The organism is Terracoccus luteus (assembly GCF_003635045.1).
GTDB lineage: Bacteria > Actinomycetota > Actinomycetes > Actinomycetales > Dermatophilaceae > Terracoccus > Terracoccus luteus.
Window position 1 is genome coordinate 1,635,260 of the sequence record NZ_RBXT01000001.1, and the last position, 19,898, is coordinate 1,655,157.

A 19,898-nucleotide genomic window follows, 5' to 3' on the forward strand; every position below is an offset into this window, starting at 1 on the left:
GTGTTCCGCGTGAGCGTCGTGCTAACGTTTCGCCTCGCTGGAGGGGAGAACACAACCCTCGCGGCGCACCTTGTCGGGGTGGCGGAATGGCAGACGCGCTAGCTTGAGGTGCTAGTGCCCTTAACGGGCGTGGGGGTTCAAGTCCCCCCCTCGACACAGAACACGGGCGGAGGCCCCCACCGGGGGCCTCCGCCCGTTCTCGTGTGCGACCTCCCTAGGCTGCAGCGATGAGCTCCTTCGTCTACGGCGCCGTCCGCACCCCGTTCGGCCGCTTCGGCGGCGCGCTCGCGGGGGTGCGCCCCGACGACCTCGCGGCCCACGTCATCCGGGTGCTGCTCGAGCGGAGCCCCCGTCTCGACCCCGGCCGCGTCGACGACGTCGTCTGGGGCAACGCCAACGGCGCCGGCGAGGAGAACCGCAACGTCGGGCGCATGGCCGCCCTGCTGGCCGGGATGCCGGTGGGCGTGCCGGGCACGACGGTGAACCGCCTCTGCGGCTCGAGCCTCGACGCCGTCATCATGGGCTCACGGGCGATCGACAGCGGCGACGTCGACGTCGTGCTCACCGGAGGCGTCGAGTCGATGACCCGGGCCCCGTGGGTGCTGCCCAAGCCGTCGCGGGCCTTCCCCGCGGGCGACCTCGCGGCGGTGTCGACGACGCTGGGCTGGCGGATGGTCAACCCGCGCATGGACCCCGCCTGGACGGTCTCGCTCGGCGAGGCCAACGAGCAGCTGCAGCAGCGGTTCGGCATCTCCCGTGAGCGCCAGGACGAGTTCGCCGCCCGCTCGCACCGCCTGGCCCACGAGGCGTGGGAGGCGGGCTTCTACGACGAGCTCGTGGTCCCGGTGCCGGGCACCGACCTCACCCGCGACGAGAACGTGCGCCCCGACAGCACGGTGTCGACGCTGGCCACGCTGAGGCCGTCGTTCCGGCCCGACGGCACCATCACGGCCGGCAACGCCTCGCCGCTCAGCGACGGGGCCGCCGCGGTGCTGCTCGGATCGGAGGGCGCCGCGGCGACCATCGGGCGGGACCCCCTCGCCCGGGTCGCCGGCCGGGCCGCCTTCGCCCTCACCCCCCAGGAGTTCGGCTACGCGCCCGTCGAGGCGGCGAACCGGGCCTTGGAACGCGCCGGCGTCCCCTGGGACGCCGTGGGGGCCGTCGAGCTCAACGAGGCGTTCGCGGTGCAGTCGCTCGCGTGCGTCGACGCATGGCCGGTCGACCCCGAGGTCGTCAACACCCGCGGCGGGGCCATCGCCCTCGGCCACCCCCTCGGGGCCTCCGGGGCCCGGGTCGTCGGGACGCTCGCCGCCGTGCTGCGCGAGCGCCGGGAGCGCTGGGGCGTGGCCGCCGTGTGCATCGGGGTCGGCCAGGGTCTGGCGGTCGTCCTCGAGAACGTCGACGCCCCCGCCTGACCCGATTGACCCCCGACCGGCTTCTGGCCGTCCCCCTGGCCGTCCACAGGCGCGGCGGATACCCGCCGGAGGATGCCGGGCCGCCCCCTACAGTGACGCCGTGACGTTCCTGCGAGCCCTGGCGGCGCTGCTGCGCGTGTCCGGTTTCCGCCGGTTGTTCGTCAGCCGCATCACCTCGCAGGGCAGCGACGGCGTCTTCCAGGCCGCCCTCGCCAGCCACGTCCTCTTCAACCCCGAGCAGGCGACCGACGCCCGCGGCATCGCCCTCGCCTTCGGCGTGATCCTGCTGCCGTACAGCCTCATCGGCCCCTTCGCCGGGGTGCTGCTCGACCGCTGGCCCCGTCGGCGGGTGCTCGTCGTCGCCCAGACGCTGCGCCTGGTCACCGTCCTCGCCGTCGCGGCCGTCACCGTGTCGTCGTCGACGAGCACGGCCTTCTTCGTCCTCGTCCTGCTCGTCTTCTCGCTCAACCGGTTCGTGCTCGCCGGGTTCTCGGCCTCGCTGCCGCACGTCGTCACGCCGCGGCAGCTCGTGAGCGCCAACTCCGTCTCGCCGACCTGCGGCACCCTCGCCTACCTCCTCGGCGGGGCGGCCGGCGCCGGTCTGGCCGCCGCCGGACCGGACGTCGTCGTCGTCCTCGTCGCGGCGGCGGGCGTGGCCCTCGCCGTCACGGCCGCCGCCCGGCTGCCCTTCGTCGGCCCCGACGACGCGAGCGGCGCGCCGGCGCTGCGCGGCGTGCTCGCCAGTGTGGCGTCCGGGTTCGCGGAGGCCGCCCGCACCCTCCCCCGCCGCGCCCGGCTGCTGCTCGCCCTCGTGCTCGTCACCCGGCTGCCGTTCGGCCTGCTGCTGCTGCAGACGCTGCTGCTCTTCCGCGGCCCCTTCGACACCGGCTCGGGGGTGCTGGGCTTCGGCCTCGCCGCCGCCGCGTCGGGCGCCGGCTTCGCCGTGGCCGCCTTCGTCACCCCGTGGCTGCTGCCCCGCCTCACGGCCATCCCCTTCGTCGTGCGCGCCTTCCTGCTCGGCGTGCTGGCGTGCGCGCTCCTCGGGCCGCTGCTCACCCCGTGGAGCATGAGCGCGCTCGGGTTCGCCGTCGGCGCCGTCTCGCAGGTCACGAAGATCACGGTCGACACGCTGCTCCAGGCCCACGTGCCCGACCACCTGCTCGGCCGCGCCTTCTCGGTGTACGACGTCATGTACAACGCCGGCCTCGTCGTCTCGGCGGCCGCGGGCGCCCTGCTGCTCCCGGCATCCGGTCTCGTCGTCTGGCCGGGCGTCGCGCTCGCCGTGCTCTACCTCGCGCTCTCGCTGGCGCTGCCGCGCCTGTGGCGTCGGGCGAGCGAGGCCGACGACCGTGCGCCACTAGGCTGACCGCGTGCTCCCCCAGCTGCTGGCGACCCGGTACGTGACGCCGCTGCGGGAGGGCGGGTCGCTGCCCGGCATCGTCGAGGCCGACGACGACGGCACGTACGTGCTCAAGTTCCGGGGCGCCGGCCAGGGCCTCAAGGTGCTCGTGGCCGAGGTACTCGTCGCCGGGCTCGCCGCGCTCGTCGACGTGCCGGTGCCCGACCTCGCCGTCATCAGCCTCGACGAGCGGATCGCGCGCTACGAGGCCGACGAGGAGGTGCAGGACCTGCTCACCGCCTCGGTCGGCACCAACCTCGGCATCGACTTCCTGCCCGGTGCGCTGGGGTACGACGGCGCCCACCCGCCCGACGCCGACCTCGCCGAGCGCATCCTGTGGCTCGACGCCCTGACCGCCAACGTCGACCGCACGTGGAGCAACCCCAACCTGCTCGTGTGGCACGGCCGCACGTGGGCCATCGACCACGGCGCCGCTCTCTACTTCCACCACTCGTGGCCGGGCCGTGCCCCCTCCCCCGAGCGCTTCGCCGCCCAGCCCTTCGACGCCTCGACGCACGTGCTGCGCGAGGTGGCCGGTGACGTCACGGTGCGGCACGCCGAGCTCGCCGCCCGCCTCGACGCCGACGCGCTCGCCCGGGTGGTCGACGACGTGCCCGAGGAGTGGCTCGAGACGACGCCCCACCTGCCCGACGCGGATGCCGTGCGCGCCGCCTACCGCTCGATGCTCGCCGCCCGCCTCGGCTCGCCCGAGGCGTGGCTGCCCCGCGGGGCCGGGGCCTCGCGGTGATCGCCTACCAGTACGTCGCGCTCCGGCTCGTGCCGCGCGTCGACCGGGAGGAGTTCGTCAACGTCGGCGTCGTGCTCTACGCCCAGGAGACCGACTTCCTCGACGCCGCCTGGGCGCTCGACGAGCACCGGGCCCGGGCCCTCGCCCCGGCGTGCGACCTCGACGGGGTGCGGGCCATGCTCGAGCAGGTGCGCGCGGTCTGCCGCGGCGAGCCCGGCCGGGGGCGGCCGAGCCTGGACCGGCTCGGGCAGCGCTTCGGCTGGATCATCGCGCCGCGCTCGACGGTCGTGCAGCCCGGGCCGGTCCACGGCGGACTGTGCGCCGACCCGGCATCCGAGCTGGGCCGCCTGCTGCAGCGACTCGTCCTCCCGCCGACCTGACCGCCGCCGCCCGCCCGACCCGCCCGACCCGCCGGGCGAACACACCGAGCACTGCGCAGATCCGCGGGTTGTAACCCGTGGACCTGCGCATTGCTCAGTGTGTTCGCCGACCGGAGGGCCGCCGGGGGCCACGGTCGGCCGGGGGGCAGCGGGGGTCAGCGGCGCTCAGTGGTTCAGGGGTCAGCGGGGGCGCAGGGCCCACATGGCGACGGCCGAGGCGGCGGCGACGTTGAGCGAGTCGACGCCGCCGGCCATGGGGATGCGCACGGTGAGGTCCGCGGCCGCGACGGTGCGGGCCGTCAGCCCGTCGCCCTCCGCGCCGAGCACGAGGGCGAGGCGCTCCGGCGGGTCCGCCTCGAGCCGGTCGAGCGGCACGGAGTCGTCGGTGAGGGCCATGGCGGCGACGGTGAGGCCGGCGTCGTGCAGCAGCGACAGGCCCTGGGGCCACGGGTCGATGCGGGTCCACGGCACCTGGAACACCGTGCCCATCGACACGCGGATCGAGCGGCGGTAGAGGGGGTCGGCGCAGCGCGGGGTGACGAGCACGGCGTCGACGCCGAGGGCGGCCGCGCTGCGGAACACGGCCCCGACGTTGGTGTGGTCGACGACGTCCTCGAGCACGACGACCCGGCGGGCGTCACGGAGGAGGTCGACGGCATCCGGCAGCACGGGGCGCTGCATCGCGGCCAGCGCACCCCGGTGGAGGTGGAAGCCGGTCAGCGACTCGATGACGTCGTGCTCGCCGGTGTAGACGGGGATGCCGTCGGCCTCGGCCTGCGCGACGAGGTCGGCGAGGTCGGTGACCCATCGCGTCGCCATGAGGTACGACCGCGGCCGGTGCCCGGCCCGCAGCGCCCGCCGGATGACCTTCTCGCTCTCGGCGATGTACATCCCGCGCTCGGGCTCGGCGCGGCGCCGCAGCACGACGTCGGTGAGCGACACGTAGTCGGCGAGGCGCGGGTCCGCGGGGTCGGTGATCGAGATCGGCACGGGCGACAGGCTAGACGCCGCCCCCGCCCCGCCCGTCAGGGGAACCAGACGAGCTTGACGACGGCGACGAGGCCGATGGTGATGATGAGGCCGCGCAGCACCGCGGGCGGGATGCGCCGCCCCACCCGCGCCCCGACGATGCCGCCGACGAAGGCGCCGCCCGCGATGAGCACGACGATGAGCCAGTCGATGGAGTCGCGCGCGAAGAGGAGGAACACGCCCGCAGCGACGAAGTTCACGACGAGCGCGAGCACGTTCTTGTACCCGTTCAGCCGTTGCAGCGGCTCGCTGCTCAGGGCGCTGAACAGCCCCATGAGCAGCACGCCCTGGGCCGCGCCGAAGTACCCGCCGTACATGCCCGCCACGAACACCCCCACCGCGATGACGGGGGCGTGCCAGCCGGGCCTCCCGCCGTCACCCGCCTCGCGGAGCGCAGCCCGGGCCTGAAGACGGGGGCCGACGAGCACGAGGACGAGGGCGACCACGATGAGCACCGGCACGATGGCGCGGAAGGCCTCGGCGGGCAGGACGAGCAGCAGGGTCGCACCGACCACCGCCCCGACGAACGACAGCGGCATGAGCCGGCGCAGCGTCGCCGCCTGCCCGTCCAGCTCGTGGCGATAGCCCCACGAGCCGGTGACGCCGCCCGCGACGAGGCCGATGTTGTTCGAGACGTTGGCGACGAGCGGGTTGACCCCGAAGAAGAGCAGGGTCGGGAAGGTGATGAGGGTGCCCGACCCGACGATGGTGTTGATGAGCCCGGCCCACGCACCCGAGAGCGCGATGAGGACGACGGACCAGACGGACACGCCGTCACCCTACTGAGCCTTCCAGGGCCCCCGACGCGCAGGACCGCCCGGTGCGCGTGCGCACCGGGCGGTCCCGTGGGTGTTCGGTGGGTATCCGGTGGGTGTACCGCGCCCTGTCTCCCGGGCCGGATGCCGGTGGGCTCAGCCCCGCTGACCCTGACCGTCCGCCGTGGGGTTCTCGGGCAGGTCGACGACGGGGGCGTCGTCGGGGACCATGCCACCGTCGCCCGCCCCGGGCGAGACGGGCGGGGCCGAAGAGCCGGACCGGGCCAGCCGCGACGGGTCGACCGTCGTCATGGGGGAGGCCGGTGCGACGTCGGCCGCGCCACCTCGGACGGGCTGCGCCCGACCGACCGGAGCGGCGTGCTCCGTCGACTCGGCGCTGGCCTGGGCGGCCTGTCCGCGGGCCTCGGCGAGGGCCTTGGCCGGGTCCTCGAGCACCGTCTCCGCGAAGGCGTTGTCGTGGTCGTCGCCGGTGTCGAGCCACTGCTCGTCGTCACCGGAGGGCGCCTGCTCCTGGCCGCCCAGCGCGGTGCCGATGCCCTTGAGGGCGTCGGTCAGCTCGGACGGGATGATCCACATCTTGTTCGAGTCGCCCCGGGCGAGCTGGGGCAGCACCTGGAGGTACTGGTAGGCGAGCAGCTTCTGGGTGGGCTTGCCGCGGTGGATGGCGGCGAACACCTGCTGGATGGCACGGGCCTGGCCCTGGGCCTCGAGGATGCGGGCCTGCGCCGAACCCTCGGCGCGAAGGATCTGGCTCTGCTTCTCGCCCTCGGCCGTGAGGATGGCCGACTGCTTGAAGCCCTCGGCCGTGAGGATCGCGGCGCGACGGTCACGCTCGGCGCGCATCTGCTTCTCCATCGTCTCCTGCACCGAGTGGGGCGGGTCGATGGCCTTGAGCTCGACGCGGTTGACGCGGATGCCCCACTTGCCGGTGGCCTCGTCGAGCACCCCGCGCAGCTGGCCGTTGATCTGGTCACGGCTGGTGAGGGCCTGCTCGAGGTCGAGCGAGCCGATGACGTTGCGCAGCGTGGTGACGGTCAGCTGCTCGATGCCCTGGATGAAGTTGGCGATCTCGTAGACGGCCGCCTTGGCGTCGGTCACCGAGTAGTAGATGACGGTGTCGATGTTGACGACGAGGTTGTCGCTCGTGATGACGGGCTGCGGCGGGAAGGTGACGACCTGCTCACGCAGGTCGATGTTGGCGCGCACCTTGTCGACGAACGGGATGAGGAAGTGGATGCCCGCCGTCAACGTCTTGTTGTAGCCACCGAGGCGCTCGATGATCTGGGCGGTCTGCTGCGGCACGATGCGCACCGTGCGCAGCACGATGACGAGCGCCACGACGATGAGCAGCAGCGGGATGATGAGGACCGGGTCCACGTGGTTCTCCCTGTTCTCCGCGACCCCTGATCGCGGGTGGGTGGGTGGCGCACCGGTCGGCACGCCGGAGGGCTTGAGGAGGGGGACGCCCCTCAGCGGTCGATGGCGGGCACGCGGCTGACGACCGCGGTGGCGCCGTCGATGCGGTCGACGACGACCTCCTCGCCCGGCTCGATCGTGCCGGCGGCGGTACGGGCGGTCCACGTCTCACCGGCGAGCTTCACGGTGCCCGACGCGTCGCTGACGCGGTCGATGACGACGGCCGAGCGACCGAGGTTGGCCGAGACCCCCATGTGGTGGTCGAAGCGGCTGGCGAAGCGGCGCTTGAGGTAGGGCCGGACCGTGAAGAGCAGGCCGACCGCGACGACGGCCGCGACGACGGCCTGCACGGCGAACGGCGCACCCAGCGCGGAGGCGACCGAGCCGCCCAGCGCCCCGCCGGCGAGCATGAGGAAGACGAAGTCGACGGTCGCGGCCTCGACGGCGACGAGCACCAGTGCGATCCCCAGCCAGACGAGCCAGATGTGTGAGTCGAACACCGTTGCCACCGTTGCCTTTCACGGGGCGTCGACGGATCTCGCCGTACGCGCCTTACCTGTCAGACGTTCGACAGTCTCTCTCAGTTCCCCCACAGGGGGACCCGCTCCGTGCAGATGTCGGGTGACGGTGCGGTCACGTCTCGCGTACCCACCCGAGGCAGCCCTGACCGGGGTCAGACGCGGGCGCGGGCGGCCCACCGCTCCCCGTGCTGCTCGAGAACGAGGGGCAGCCCGAAGGTCTCGGACAGGTTCTCCTCGGTGAGGGCCAGGCCGATCGGGCCGGCGGCGACGACCCGGCCACCGCGCAGCATGAGCACATCGGTGAACGACGGGGGGATCTCCTCGACGTGGTGGGTGACGAGCACGAGCGCCGGGGCCTCGGTGTCGGCGGCGAGGTCGCCGAGCCGGCGAACGAGGTCCTCGCGGCCACCGAGGTCGAGGCCGGCGGCCGGCTCGTCGAGCAGCATGAGCTCGGGGTCGGTCATGAGCGCGCGGGCGATCTGGACGCGCTTGCGCTCGCCCTCGCTCAGGGTGCCGTAGCGACGGTCGGCGAGGTGCTGGGCGCCGAGGGTGGCGAGCAGCGTCATGGCCCGCACGTAGTCGGTGTGGTCGTAGCTCTCGCGCCAGCGCCCGACGATGCCGTAGGAGGCGGTGACGACGACGTTGCCGACGAGCTCGTCGGGCGGGATGCGCTCGGCCATGGCCGCGCTGGCCAGGCCGATGCGCGGGCGCAGCTCGAAGACGTCGACGGCGCCGAGCACCTCGCCGAGCACGCCGACGACGCCCGTCGTGGGGTGCATGCGGGCCGCGGCCAGCTGCAGCAGCGTCGTCTTTCCTGCGCCGTTCGGGCCCAGGACGACCCACCGCTCGCCCTCCTCGACCTCCCACGTCACGTCGTCGAGCAGCAGCGACCGGCCGCGCTTGACCGTCACTCCGGCGAGGGCGAGGACGTCACTCATGGTGCGACCCTATGGCACCCCTCCACCCGCCCCGCGGCCACCGCGCGGGCTCGACGCGCACGTGCGCGTCGAGCGCGGTCGCAGGCCGGTGCGCGTCCGACCGCGCGGTCGGGCCGCCCTACGATGGAGGGATGCCCGAGCTGCCCGCGTCGGTCCGCCTCGCACTGTGGATGACGCACTCGTGGAACGGCGGACCGTCGACGATCGAGGCCCTGACCCGCTCCTTCCCCGACCTCGACCACGTCGCCGGCGACCTCACCCGCCTCGACACCTGGCGCGACCTCGGCGAGCGGGCGCTCTTCGTCGCCCTCCCCCGCCCCGGTGACGTCAGCCGGATGCCGCCCGGCTCGGTCGCGGCCGCCGCCGAGGCCACCGACGCGGGCGAGTGCGTCTTCGTCGCCGGCATCGGGGGCGTCCTCGTGCCGCGCCTCAGCGAGTTCGGGCCGGAGAACGACACCGGCACCCGCGTCGACTGGAGCGCCCACGAGGCCGACCCCGTCCCCCGTCACCGCCTCGAGATGCTCGACCTGCGCCAGGTGCACCGCACCCTGCTCGCGGCCATGGCCTCGCACGCCGACCACTTCGAGCGGGTCGGCGGCGCCCCGTGGGGCCCGGGCACGCGATCGGAGGTCGAGGTGGGCACCGAGGCCCGCAGCTGGGGCGTACCGCCCGCGACGCCGGCCCGGCCGCTGCACACGATGGCGCTCGCCGCCTCCGTCTCGCGCATCGCGGACCGCACGGCGGGCCTGCGGGGGCTCGGCTCCGGCGGTCTCGACGCCGCCACCGCCACGTCGCGCGGGATGCTGCTGCGCTCGCTCGCTGCCGACGCCGACGACGCGCTCACCGACGCCACGAACATCGCCGTCATGACGCTGGCGGGCTGGCGGCCGGCCTGACCCGACCTCCCGCCAGCAATGCGTACGAGCGGCGCGTCGCCGGAACGGGAAGGGGGCGGGGCCGCGGCGACCTACGCGCCGGGCTCCCCGGCATCCTCACGACGGCGCAGCAGCGCCCGCGCGTAGGCCCGCTCGGCGTCGATGTCGACGCACCGCTCCACCTCGCCGGACGTGAGGCGTAGCGACACGACGAAGCCCCCCTCGAGCTGTTCGAGGCCGACGAAGTGGGGGCCGAGGGCATCGCGCAGCTGGTCCTCGCGGGGCAGCCAGACGACCTTGCTCTGCTCGACGCTGTCGAGGGCCCACTCGGTCGTGCCGTTGAAGCCGAGGACGTCGCCGCCGGTGAAGTGGTGCACGTCGATGGTGAGGTCGCTGATGACGAAGACCTCCTCCTCCATGCCCGACACGGTGAGGACGAACCGGTCGCCGCGGGACGGCTTCCACTCGGGGCCGGTGTCGGCGAGGCGGCGGGCGAGCTCGATGGACAGCATGGGTCCATCTTCACCCCGCGACGGCCGACGCTGCTTGGATGGCGCCATGACGAGCGAGAGCCGGGCCGACGGGCGCAGTGAGGCGAACGGGACGAGCGGCACTGAGGGCGCTGGCGACGCGGGCCGGCCGGGCGGTGTGCTCACCGCGCTCGACGACTCGGGCGTCGAGCGGGTGCTGTGCGTCGCCGCGCACCCTGACGACCTCGAGTACGGGGCGGCCGCGGCGGTCGACCGCTGGACCAGGGCCGGCAAGACGGTGACGTACCTGCTCGTCACCCGCGGCGAGGCCGGCATCGACACGATGCACCCCGACGAGTCGGGGCCGGTGCGCGAGCAGGAGGAGCGCGACGGCGCGGCCGAGGTCGGGGTGACGGTCGTCGAGTTCCTCGACGGGTTCGCCGACGGCACGGTGGAGCACTCCCTCGACCTGCGCCGGGCCATCGCCCGCGAGATCCGGGTCCGGCGACCCGACCTCATCGTCTCGCTCACCCACGCCGACCAGTTCGCCGGTGGCGGCGTCAACCAGGCCGACCACCGGGCTGTCGGCCTCGCGGTGGTCGACGCGCGGGCCGACGCCGGCAACCGCTGGATCTTCCCCGAGCTCGTCGAGGAGGGCCACGAGCCCTGGTCGGCGCCGCAGGTCTTCGTCACCGCCGACCCCGCCCCCACCCACGTCGTCGATGTGTCCGGTCACCTCGAGGCGGCCGTGCGGTCGCTCGCCGCCCACGCCCGCTACCTCGAGGCGCTCGGCCCCGACTACCCCTCGCCCCGCGAGCTGCTCACCGGCATCCTCGACGGTCGCGCCGCGGGGAGGGAGTCCGGGCACGCCCTGGCGGGGCGGCTGCTCGGCTGAGACGTCAAGTGCCAGTAGACGCCCGACCCGGCCGGGTCGCCGGCGTCAGGACCCGAGCACCTGCCGGTAGACCTCGAGCGTGCGGTCACCGATGGTCGACCACGAGAACGACTCGACGGCCCGGGTGCGGCCGGCCCGGCCGAACGCCGCGGCGCGGTCGGCGTCGGACACGGCGTCGGTGAGGGCGGCGGCCAGGTCGGCGACGAAGGCGTCGGGGTCGACGGGGGTTCCGGTGCCGTCCTGGACCTGCTCGATGGGAACGAGCCAGCCCGTCTCGCCGTCGACGACGACCTCGGGGATGCCGCCGGTCGCCGTCGCGACGACGGGCAGCTCGCACGCCATCGCCTCGAGGTTGACGATGCCGAGCGGCTCGTAGACGGAGGGGCACGCGAAGACGGTGCCGTGGCTGAGAAGCGAGACCACCTCGGCCCGGGGCAGCATGTCGGCGATCCACACGACGCCCTCGGGGCGTGATCGCCGCAGCTCGGCCATGAGCCCCTCGACCTCGGCGAGGATCTCGGGGGTGTCGGGCGCGCCGGCGCAGAGCACGAGCTGCACCTCGGGCGGCAGCTCGGCGCAGGCGCGCAGCAGGTAGGGCAGGCCCTTCTGACGGGTGATGCGGCCGACGAACACGACCGACGGACGGTCGGGGTCGATGCCGTGCCGCTCGACGGTGCGGCGGGCCTCGTCGCTGCGGTCGGCCTGCCACAGCTGCGAGTCGATCCCGTTGTGCACGACGTGGACCCGCTCCGGGTCGAGCGTCGGGTAGCTGCGCAGGATGTCCTCGCGCATGCCCGCGCTCACGGCGACGACGGCGGCCGCCCCCTCGTACGAGGTGCGTTCGGCGAACGAGCTGACGCGGTAGCCACCGCCGAGCTGCTCGGCCTTCCACGGTCGCATGGGCTCGAGGGAGTGGGCCGTGACGACGTGCGGCATGCCGCCGAGCAGCGAGGCGAGGTGCCCGCCGAGGTTGGCGTACCACGTGTGCGAGTGCACGATGTCGGCGCCGACGCAGTCGCCGGCCATCGTCAGGTCGACCCCGAGCGTGCGCAGCGCCGCGTTCGCGTCGGCGAGGTCGGGCAGGTCGGCGTAGGCGGTCGTGCCCGCCTCGTCGCGTGGCTCGCCGAAGCAGCGCACCTGCACGTCGAGGTCGCCGCGCTCGCGCAGGGCGCGCACGAGCTCGGCCACATGGACTCCCGCTCCTCCGTAGATGGCCGGCGGGTACTCCTTGCTGAGAATGTCGACGCGCACGGGACCGACCCTAGTGCCGGGGCGCCCTCGCCGCCGGGGTTGCACGCGCACCGTCTCGGCGGATGCCGGGTGGCCGGACGCCGCCCGCGACGCGACACGTCGGGGGGCTCGTGGGCGTGCCCTGTCGGGCGGGCCGCTGCTGCCCTAGGGTGACGGCATGGCCCGACGAAGCGCACAGGCTGGTCCGAAGGTTCTCGCGATCGTGCTCGCGGGCGGTGAGGGAAAACGCTTGATGCCGTTGACCGCCGACCGCGCCAAGCCCGCGGTGCCATTCGGCGGCATCTACCGTCTGATCGACCTCGCCCTGTCGAACGTCGTCAACTCCGAGTACCGCAAGGTGGTCGTGCTGACGCAGTACAAGTCGCACAGCCTCGACGCGCACGTGACGAAGACGTGGCGCCTGTCGACGTTGCTCGGCAACTACATCACCACGGTCCCGGCCCAGCAGCGCGTCGACAAGAACTGGTACCTCGGCAGCGCCGACGCCATCTTCCAGAGCCTCAACCTCATGCACGACGAGAAGCCCGACATCGTCGTCGTCGTGGGCGCCGACCACGTGTACCGCATGGACTTCAGCCAGATGGTCGAGCAGCACATCGAGTCGGGCGCCGCGTGCACCGTGGCCGCGATCCGCCAGCCCATCGCCATGGCCGACCAGTTCGGCGTCATCGAGGTCGACCCCGACGACCCGCAGCGCATCGCGGCCTTCCGCGAGAAGCCGTCCGACCCGCAGGGCCTGCCCGACAACCCCGAAGAGATCCTCGCCTCGATGGGCAACTACGTCTTCACCGCCTCGGCACTCGAGGAGGCGGTCAAGCGCGACCACGACCGCGAGGACAGCAAGAACGACATGGGCGGCGACATCGTCCCCGACTTCGTCAGCCGCGGCGAGGCCGCCGTGTACGACTTCGGCGTCAACGAGGTGCCCGGCGCCACCGACCGCGACCGCGGCTACTGGCGGGACGTCGGCACCATCGAGTCGTACTACGACGCGCACATGGACCTCATCTCGATCCACCCCGTCTTCAACCTCTACAACTACGACTGGCCGATCTACACGAGCCACAGCCCCTACCCCCCGGCGAAGTTCGTGCACGGCAGCGGCGACCGCATCGGCGAGGCGCTCAACTCGGCCGTCTCCCCCGGCGTCGTCGTGTCGGGTGCGCACATCTACTCGTCCGTGCTGTCGCCGCTCGTGCGCGTGCACTCGTACGCGAGCATCCAGGGGTCGGTCATCCTCGACGGCGTCACCGTGCACCGGCACGCGCAGATCCGGCGGGCGATCATCGACAAGGAGGTCGTCGTGCCCGAGGGCGCCCAGATCGGCATCGACCACGAGCACGACCGGGCCCGCGGGTTCCACGTCACCGAGACGGGGATCGTCGTCGTCGGCAAGGGCCAGACCGTCGAGCGCTGAGCTCCTCCCGGTGCCGATGCCGGTGTCGGTGCCGCCCTCGCGGCCTCGACACCGGGCGCCCGACGCCCGCCCGTCCTAGGCTGGCGGCATGAGCGAGCACCCCGACGAGACAACCGAATCCGCCCCGGCCAGCGCGGCCGACCCGAGGCCGGCCCGCGTCGGCATCCAGGTGCCGCCCCAGCACGCGTCGTACGACGACATCCGTCGGCTCGTCGCCACCCTCGAAGACCTCGGCGTCGACCTCCTCTTCAACTGGGACCACTTCTACCCGCTGAGCGGCGACCCCGACGGGCTGCACTTCGAGTGCTGGACGATGCTCGCCGCCTGGGCCGAGGCCACCGAGCGGGTCGAGATCGGTGCGCTAGTCTCGTGCAACAGCTACCGCAACCCGAACCTGCTCGCCGACATGGCCCGCACGGTCGACCACATCAGCGACGGCCGGCTCGTGCTCGGCATCGGGTCGGGCTGGTTCGAGCGCGACTACGACGAGTACGGCTACGACTTCGGCACCGCCGGCGGCCGCCTCGACGCGCTCGACCGCGACCTGCCGGTCATCCGCGACCGGTGGAGCCGCCTCAACCCGGCGCCCACCCGCGACATCCCGATCCTCATCGGCGGCGGGGGCGAGAAGAAGACGCTGCGCATCGTCGCCGAGCACGCGAGCATCTGGCACGGCTTCGGCGACGAGGCCCAGATCGCCCACAAGCACCGGGTGCTCGACGAGTGGTGCGCCCGTCGCGGCCGCGACCCGCTCGAGATCGAGCGCTCGGCGGGCGTCGCCTTCAAGCCCGGCCGCGACCCCGACCAGTCGGGCGACTACGCCGGCAACGCCCAGCGGCTGCACGACATCGGCACGCGGCTCTTCACGGCGAGCATCGCCCCCTCCTCGCCCGACCTCGGCCAGGTGCGCGAGCTGCTGGCCTGGCGCGACGAGGTCAACGCCCGGGCCTGACCGGGCTCGACCGGGCTTCGTGGCCCACGGGGGCACCCGCCGACTCCGGTCGGGGCTCCCGTGGGTCGCATGCCGGATGCCGGGTGGCCGGCCCCGCGCCCCTCACTAGCGTGTGCGGGGTGACCGACGAGAACGCGCCGACCCTCAGCCTGACCGTCACCGGCGAGGACCGTCCCGGCGTGACCGGCTCGCTGCTCGGCGCGCTGTCGGGCGTGGGGGCCGAGGTGCTCGACGTTCAGCAGGTCGTCGTCCACGGCCACCTCACCCTCGCCCTCGTCCTGCGGCCCGGCGACGGCGGCGTCGACGGGCTGCGCGACCTCGCGGCCGTGGCCGCCCACCGGCTCGGGCTCGCCCTCACGGCGGTCGAGACGAGCGGCGACAACGCCCGGCCCCGCCACGGCCGGGCGGCGGTCGTGGTGCTCGGCTCGCCCCTGTCGGCCGACGCCGTCTCGCTCGTCACGAGCCGCATCGCCGACCACGGCGCCAACATCGACCGCATCCGCCGGCTCTCGCGCTACCCCGTCACGACGGTCGAGTTCGACATCTCCGGGGCCGACGTGCCCGCCCTGCGCGGCGAACTGGCCGTCACGGCGTCGGAGGCCGGCATCGACGTCGCCGTCTCCCCCGGTGGGCTGGCCCGGCGGGGCCGGCGCCTCGTCGTCCTCGACGTCGACTCGACCCTCATCCAGCAGGAGGTCATCGAGATGCTCGCGGCCCACTGCGGCCGCGAGGCGGAGGTGGCCGCCGTGACGGCCCGGGCCATGGCGGGCGAGCTCGACTTCGAGGAGTCGCTGCGGGCCCGTGTGGCGACGCTCGCCGGCCTCCCGGCATCCGTGCTCGACGACGTGCGCCGCGACGTGCAGCTCACGCCCGGCGCCCGCACCCTCGTCCGGACCCTCAAGCGCCTCGGCTTCACCGTCGGGCTCGTCAGCGGCGGGTTCATCGAGATCGTCGGGGTGCTCGCCGACAGCCTCGGCATCGACCACGCCCGGGCCAACCGGCTCGAGATCGTCGACGGCGTGCTCACCGGGCGCGTGCTCGGCGAGGTCGTCGACCGGGCCGGGAAGGCACGCGCCCTGCGCGAGTTCGCCGAGCGGGAGGGTCTGCCGCTCAGCCGCACCGTCGCCATCGGCGACGGTGCGAACGACCTCGACATGCTCGACGTCGCCGGTCTCGGGGTCGCCTTCAACGCCAAGCCCCTCGTGCAGCAGCAGGCCCAGGCCTCGGTGAACGTGCCCTACCTCGACCCGGTGCTCTACCTGCTCGGCATCTCGCGCGAGGAGATCGAGGAGGCCGACGCCATGGACGAGGCGGTCGCGGCCGACACGGACCACGAAGCCGGCGCGAGGGCGGGAACGCCTGCGGTGCAGGGCGAAACGCCGACCCTGGCTCCGAGCACCGTCACACCCGGTCACTAGGCTGGGACGATGCCGAGCGCAGCAGCAGCGAGCGAAGCGGACGATCCCACCCCGGTGAGTCCCGCCGACGTCCGGCGAACCCTGCTCATCATCGGCGGGGCCGAGGACCGCATCGGCCGGTCCGTCGTGCTCAAGCGCTTCGTCAAGCTGGCGGGCGGTCGGCGCTCCCGCCTCGTCATCATCCCGACGGCGAGCTCGTTCGCCACCGAGGTGGCCGAGGCGTACCGCGACGTCTTCACGCGGCTGCGCGGCGGCGAGATCGCCGTCGTCGACCCGCGCACCCGACGTGACTCCGGCGACGCGCAGATGATCGCCGACCTCGACGCCGCCACCGGCGTCTTCCTCACCGGCGGGAGCCAGGTCAAGCTCTCGCAGAACATCGTCGGTACACCGGTGGGCGAGGCCGTGCTCCGCGCGTACGCCCGTGGCGCCGTCGTGGCCGGCACGTCGGCCGGGGCCTCGATCATGAGCCGCTTCATGATCTCGCTCGGCGAGGAGGGGGTCACGCCCCGCCAGCGCTCGAGCCAGATCTCCGCCGGGCTCGGTCTCGTCGAGGACATCATCATCGACCAGCACTTCGACCAGCGTGGTCGCTACGGCCGCCTGCTCGCCATGGTCGCCGCCTCGCCGAACCTGCTCGGCATGGGCATCGACGAGAACACCGCCGCCGAGATCCGCGACGACCGCCGCATGACCGTCGTCGGCGCCGGCGCCATCTTCCTCGTCAACGCCCGCAACGCCATCACGGATGCCGCGGAGGCGCGGCGAGGTGCCCCGCTGCTCGTCTCGGGTGCCGTCGTGCACACCCTGCCGACCGGCAGCACGTTCGACCTCGACGCCGTCGAGCTGACCGACTTCGTCGAGCGCCACCCCGACATCGAGGGGGCCGTCGTGCCCGCCACGGTGCGGGCGGCCCGCACCGCCGCACACTGAGCCCCCCGGCATCCGACGTCGCGTGACGCGGGCGCCGACCGCGCCCACGACTCGTGGCGGGCACCGCGCGCCCCGGCGGGCGGCGGGGCAATAGGGTCGTGGCCGAGGCCGGGTCAGCCGGACGCGGTCTCGTCAGTGAGCAGGAGGTTCTGATGGCCGTCGAGGTCCCCACCCCCAGCGGGCCGGCCCGCCCCGAGCTGCGCATCGTCGAGACGCGGGTCTACCGCGGGCCGAACGTGTGGAGCTACCAGCAGGCGATCCACCTCGTCGTCGACCTCGGCATCCTCGAGCAGTACCCCACCGTCGCGCTGCCGGGCTTCACCGACCGGCTCCTCGAGCTCGTGCCCGGCGTCGGGCGCCACTCGTGCTCGACCGGGCGCAAGGGCGGCTTCGTCGACCGGCTCCGCGACGGCACGTGGCTCGGACACGTCGCCGAGCACGTCGCCCTGCAGCTGCAGACGATGGCCGGCCACGACCAGCGTCGCGGCAAGACCCGCAGCGTCAAGGGCCGCCCGGGCCACTACAACATCGTCTACGGCTACACCGACGAGACGGTGGGCGTCGCCGCGGGTCGCCTCGCGGTGCGCCTCATGAACGACCTCGTCGAGCACGACGAGGCCTTCGACTTCGAGACCGAGCTCAACGCCTTCCTGCGCCAGGCCGAGCGGGTGGCCTTCGGCCCGTCGACCGCCGCCATCCTCGAGGAGGCCGCCTCCCGGGACATCCCCTTCATCCGGCTCAACAACGCCTCGCTCGTCCAGCTCGGGCAGGGCGTCTACGCCCAGCGCATCCGGGCGACGATGACCTCGAAGACGGGCGCGCTCGCCGTCGACATCGCCGGCGACAAGGACCTCACGACGACTCTGCTCGGCGCGGCCGGCCTCCCGGTGCCGAAGCAGGAGGCGGTGCGCACCCTGCAGGGCACCCTCGAGGCGGCCCGGCGCATCGGCTTCCCCGTCGTCGTCAAGCCGCTCGACGGCAACCACGGTCGCGGCGTCTGCCTCGACCTGCAGGACGACGCCGCCGTCGAGAAGGCCTTCGACATCGCCAAGGCGGAGTCGAAGCGCGGCACCATCATCGTCGAGTCGTTCGTCACCGGGCGCGACTACCGCTGCCTCATCGTCGGCGGCCGCATGCAGGCCATCGCCGAGCGCGTACCGGCCCACGTCGTCGGTGACGGGTCGAGCACCGTGGCCCAGCTCGTCGAGGTGACGAACTCGGACCCGCGCCGCGGTGTCGGTCACGAGAAGGTGCTGACGAAGATCAAGGTCGACGACGCGGCCCGCGAGGTGCTCGCCGGGCAGGGGTACACGCTCGAGTCGGTGCCGCCCGAGGGCGAGATGGTCAAGCTGGCCCTCACCGGCAACATGTCGACCGGCGGCATCTCCATCGACCGCACCTTCGACGCGCACCCCGACAACGTCGAGATCGCCGAGGAGGCCGCCCGCATGGTCGGGCTCGACGTCGCCGGCATCGACTTCATCTGCCCCGACATCACCTTCCCGGTGCGCGAGACCGGCGGCGCCATCTGCGAGGTCAACGCGGCGCCCGGGTTCCGCATGCACACGCACCCGACGGTCGGCGAGCCGCAGTTCATCGCCAAGCCCGTCGTCGACCTGCTCTTCCCGCCGGGGTCGCAGTCGCGCGTGCCGATCGTCGCCGTGACCGGCACCAACGGCAAGACGACGACCTCGCGCATGATCGCCCACATCTTCAAGGGCCTCGGGCGCAAGGTCGGCATGACCTCGACCGACGGCGTCGTCATCGACGAGCGGCTCGTCATCAAGGCCGACGCGTCCGGCCCCCGGTCGGCCCGCATGGTGCTGCAGAACCCGCGCGTCGACTTCGCCGTCATGGAGGTCGCGCGAGGCGGCATCCTGCGTGAGGGCCTCGGCTACGACCGCAACGACATCGCCGTCGTCACCAACATCGCGCCCGACCACCTCGGGATGCGCGGCATCGACACGCTGCGCCAGCTGGCCGACGTCAAGGCCGTCATCGTCGAGGCGGTGCCCCGCAACGGCTTCGCGGTGCTCAACGCCGACGACCCGCACGTGCGCAACATGCGCCGCCGCTGCTCGGGCGAGGTCATCTGGTTCTCGCTGGCGGAACCGGGCAGCGAGACGCGCGAGATGATCGACGACCACTGCCGCCGCGGCGGGCGGGCCGTCGTGCTCGAGGCCACGGACCGCGGCGAGATGATCGTCATCAAGCACGGCCGACGCAGCATGCAGCTGGCGTGGACGCACCTGCTGCCCTCGACCTTCGGCGGTGCGGCGCGCTTCAACGTCGCCAACTCGCTCGCCGCCGCCGGTGCGGCCTTCGCCGCCGGCGCCCCGCTGCACGACATCCGCCAGGGCCTGCGCACCTTCGCGACGACCTACTACCTCTCCCCCGGCCGCCTCAACCTCATCGAGGTCGGCAACGCGGACGTCTTCCTCGACTACTGCCACAACGCGGCCGGCATGAAGGAGCTCGGCGCCTTCGTCGACCGCTACGCCGAGCAGAAGGCGCGCAAGAACGACCACGCCCGCATGTCGCGCATCGGCATGATCGGCGCGGCCGGTGACCGCCGCGACGACGACATGCGCGAGCTCGGCGCGGTCGCCGCCCAGTACTTCGACGTCATCGTCATCCGTGAGGACGAGCGCCTGCGTGGCCGGGCCACCGGCGAGACGGCCGAGCTCGTCGCGGAGGGCGCCCGCCAGGCCATGGCCGAGGGCGCGCGCTGCCGCCAGGTCGAGATCGTGCTCGACGAGCTGGACGCCACCCGGCACGTGCTCGCGCGCACCAACCCCGGCGACCTCGTCGTCATGTGCGTCGACAAGCACGCGATGGTGGCCGCCGAGCTCGAGGAGCGCACGAAGCACGCCCAGGCCGGTGCCCGCGTCGGCCAGAAGGGCGACGCCGTCAGCGACCCCGACCTCGACCCGAACACGCTGACCGTGTCCGCCGAGGCCGAGGGCAGCGAGGCGTCAGACGAAGCCCTCACCGCCGCCGACGCCGAGCCCGAGACGGTCGACGACACGGCCGTCTGAGCCGGATGCCGGGTCGCGCGGCGCGCG

18 protein-coding genes and 1 tRNA gene are annotated in these 19,898 nt (G+C 73.4%); 12 read left to right on the forward strand and 7 right to left on the reverse strand.

The genetic code is table 11. The annotated features are described in order from the left end of the window. Window positions 1-72 precede the first annotated feature (72 nt). The 5 genes from DFJ68_RS07555 to DFJ68_RS18465 all read left to right on the forward strand — a co-directional run bounded on the left by DFJ68_RS07555 (window position 73) and on the right by DFJ68_RS18465 (window position 3,942). Window positions 73-156: transfer RNA gene (locus DFJ68_RS07555), tRNA-Leu, on the forward strand. A 71-nt stretch (window positions 157-227) separates the two neighbouring features. After that, window positions 228-1,415 carry a thiolase family protein gene (locus DFJ68_RS07560; RefSeq protein ID WP_121032220.1) on the forward strand — a complete coding sequence of 396 codons (1,188 nt, stop codon included), beginning with the start codon at window positions 228-230 and terminating at the stop codon, window positions 1,413-1,415. A gap of 100 nt (window positions 1,416-1,515) precedes the next feature. Beyond that, window positions 1,516-2,781 carry an MFS transporter gene (locus DFJ68_RS07565; protein WP_121032221.1) on the forward strand — a complete coding sequence of 422 codons (1,266 nt, stop codon included), beginning with the start codon at window positions 1,516-1,518 and terminating at the stop codon, window positions 2,779-2,781. A gap of 4 nt (window positions 2,782-2,785) precedes the next feature. Then, the gene (locus tag DFJ68_RS07570; protein ID WP_121032222.1) at window positions 2,786-3,562 is read left to right on the forward strand and encodes a HipA family kinase; all 777 of its coding nucleotides are present in this window, start codon (window positions 2,786-2,788) and stop codon (window positions 3,560-3,562) included. Beyond that, the gene (locus DFJ68_RS18465; RefSeq protein WP_121035191.1) at window positions 3,559-3,942 is read left to right on the forward strand and encodes a DUF3037 domain-containing protein; all 384 of its coding nucleotides are present in this window, start codon (window positions 3,559-3,561) and stop codon (window positions 3,940-3,942) included. Before DFJ68_RS07570 ends, DFJ68_RS18465 begins: the two co-directional genes overlap by 4 nt. 180 nt (window positions 3,943-4,122) lie before the next feature. On the opposite strand, the gene DFJ68_RS07580 is transcribed toward DFJ68_RS18465, so the two are convergent. The 5 genes from DFJ68_RS07580 to DFJ68_RS07600 form a co-directional block, all read right to left on the reverse strand. Continuing rightward, on the reverse strand, window positions 4,123-4,932 hold the full coding sequence (locus DFJ68_RS07580; protein WP_121032223.1) for a TrmH family RNA methyltransferase: 810 nt from the start codon (window positions 4,930-4,932) through the stop codon (window positions 4,123-4,125). 35 nt (window positions 4,933-4,967) lie between these two features. Next, window positions 4,968-5,741, reverse strand: coding sequence for a sulfite exporter TauE/SafE family protein (locus tag DFJ68_RS07585; protein ID WP_121032224.1), 774 nt, complete (start codon window positions 5,739-5,741; stop codon window positions 4,968-4,970). A 141-nt stretch (window positions 5,742-5,882) separates the two neighbouring features. After that, the gene (locus DFJ68_RS07590; RefSeq protein ID WP_245963523.1) at window positions 5,883-7,124 is read right to left on the reverse strand and encodes an SPFH domain-containing protein; all 1,242 of its coding nucleotides are present in this window, start codon (window positions 7,122-7,124) and stop codon (window positions 5,883-5,885) included. Window positions 7,125-7,216: 92 nt separating this feature from the next. After that, complete coding sequence (locus DFJ68_RS07595; RefSeq protein ID WP_121032225.1) at window positions 7,217-7,663, reverse strand: NfeD family protein; 447 nt, start codon at window positions 7,661-7,663, stop codon at window positions 7,217-7,219. A 173-nt stretch (window positions 7,664-7,836) separates the two neighbouring features. After that, complete coding sequence (locus DFJ68_RS07600; RefSeq protein WP_121032226.1) at window positions 7,837-8,622, reverse strand: ABC transporter ATP-binding protein; 786 nt, start codon at window positions 8,620-8,622, stop codon at window positions 7,837-7,839. 131 nt (window positions 8,623-8,753) lie between these two features. Between DFJ68_RS07600 and DFJ68_RS07605 the strand changes: the two genes are divergently transcribed. After that, a complete protein-coding gene (locus tag DFJ68_RS07605) occupies window positions 8,754-9,518 on the forward strand; it encodes a hypothetical protein (RefSeq protein ID WP_121032227.1) in 765 nt (254 codons plus the stop codon). Between the two features lie 71 nt (window positions 9,519-9,589). On the opposite strand, the gene DFJ68_RS07610 is transcribed toward DFJ68_RS07605, so the two are convergent. Further along, window positions 9,590-10,009, reverse strand: coding sequence for a pilus assembly protein CpaE (locus DFJ68_RS07610; protein ID WP_121032228.1), 420 nt, complete (start codon window positions 10,007-10,009; stop codon window positions 9,590-9,592). Window positions 10,010-10,055: 46 nt separating this feature from the next. Here DFJ68_RS07610 and DFJ68_RS07615 point away from each other — a divergent pair, with 46 nt between their 5' ends. Continuing rightward, window positions 10,056-10,862 (forward strand): PIG-L deacetylase family protein, encoded by an 807-nt coding sequence (locus DFJ68_RS07615; protein WP_121032229.1) that lies wholly within the window; start codon window positions 10,056-10,058, stop codon window positions 10,860-10,862. Between the two features lie 45 nt (window positions 10,863-10,907). On the opposite strand, the gene glgA is transcribed toward DFJ68_RS07615, so the two are convergent. Next, window positions 10,908-12,113 carry a glycogen synthase gene (gene glgA / locus DFJ68_RS07620; RefSeq protein ID WP_121032230.1) on the reverse strand — a complete coding sequence of 402 codons (1,206 nt, stop codon included), beginning with the start codon at window positions 12,111-12,113 and terminating at the stop codon, window positions 10,908-10,910. 157 nt (window positions 12,114-12,270) lie between these two features. Between glgA and glgC the strand changes: the two genes are divergently transcribed. The 5 genes from glgC to cphA all read left to right on the forward strand — a co-directional run bounded on the left by glgC (window position 12,271) and on the right by cphA (window position 19,871). Beyond that, a complete protein-coding gene (gene glgC / locus DFJ68_RS07625; RefSeq protein WP_121032231.1) occupies window positions 12,271-13,530 on the forward strand; it encodes a glucose-1-phosphate adenylyltransferase in 1,260 nt (419 codons plus the stop codon). Window positions 13,531-13,618: 88 nt separating this feature from the next. Next, the gene (locus DFJ68_RS07630; RefSeq protein ID WP_121032232.1) at window positions 13,619-14,482 is read left to right on the forward strand and encodes an LLM class F420-dependent oxidoreductase; all 864 of its coding nucleotides are present in this window, start codon (window positions 13,619-13,621) and stop codon (window positions 14,480-14,482) included. Window positions 14,483-14,601: 119 nt separating this feature from the next. Then, complete coding sequence (gene serB, locus DFJ68_RS07635; protein ID WP_121032233.1) at window positions 14,602-15,900, forward strand: phosphoserine phosphatase SerB; 1,299 nt, start codon at window positions 14,602-14,604, stop codon at window positions 15,898-15,900. A 54-nt stretch (window positions 15,901-15,954) separates the two neighbouring features. Then, on the forward strand, window positions 15,955-16,833 hold the full coding sequence (locus DFJ68_RS07640; protein ID WP_245963524.1) for a cyanophycinase: 879 nt from the start codon (window positions 15,955-15,957) through the stop codon (window positions 16,831-16,833). 152 nt (window positions 16,834-16,985) lie between these two features. Further along, complete coding sequence (gene cphA, locus DFJ68_RS07645) at window positions 16,986-19,871, forward strand: cyanophycin synthetase (protein ID WP_121032235.1); 2,886 nt, start codon at window positions 16,986-16,988, stop codon at window positions 19,869-19,871. Window positions 19,872-19,898: the final 27 nt, after the last annotated feature.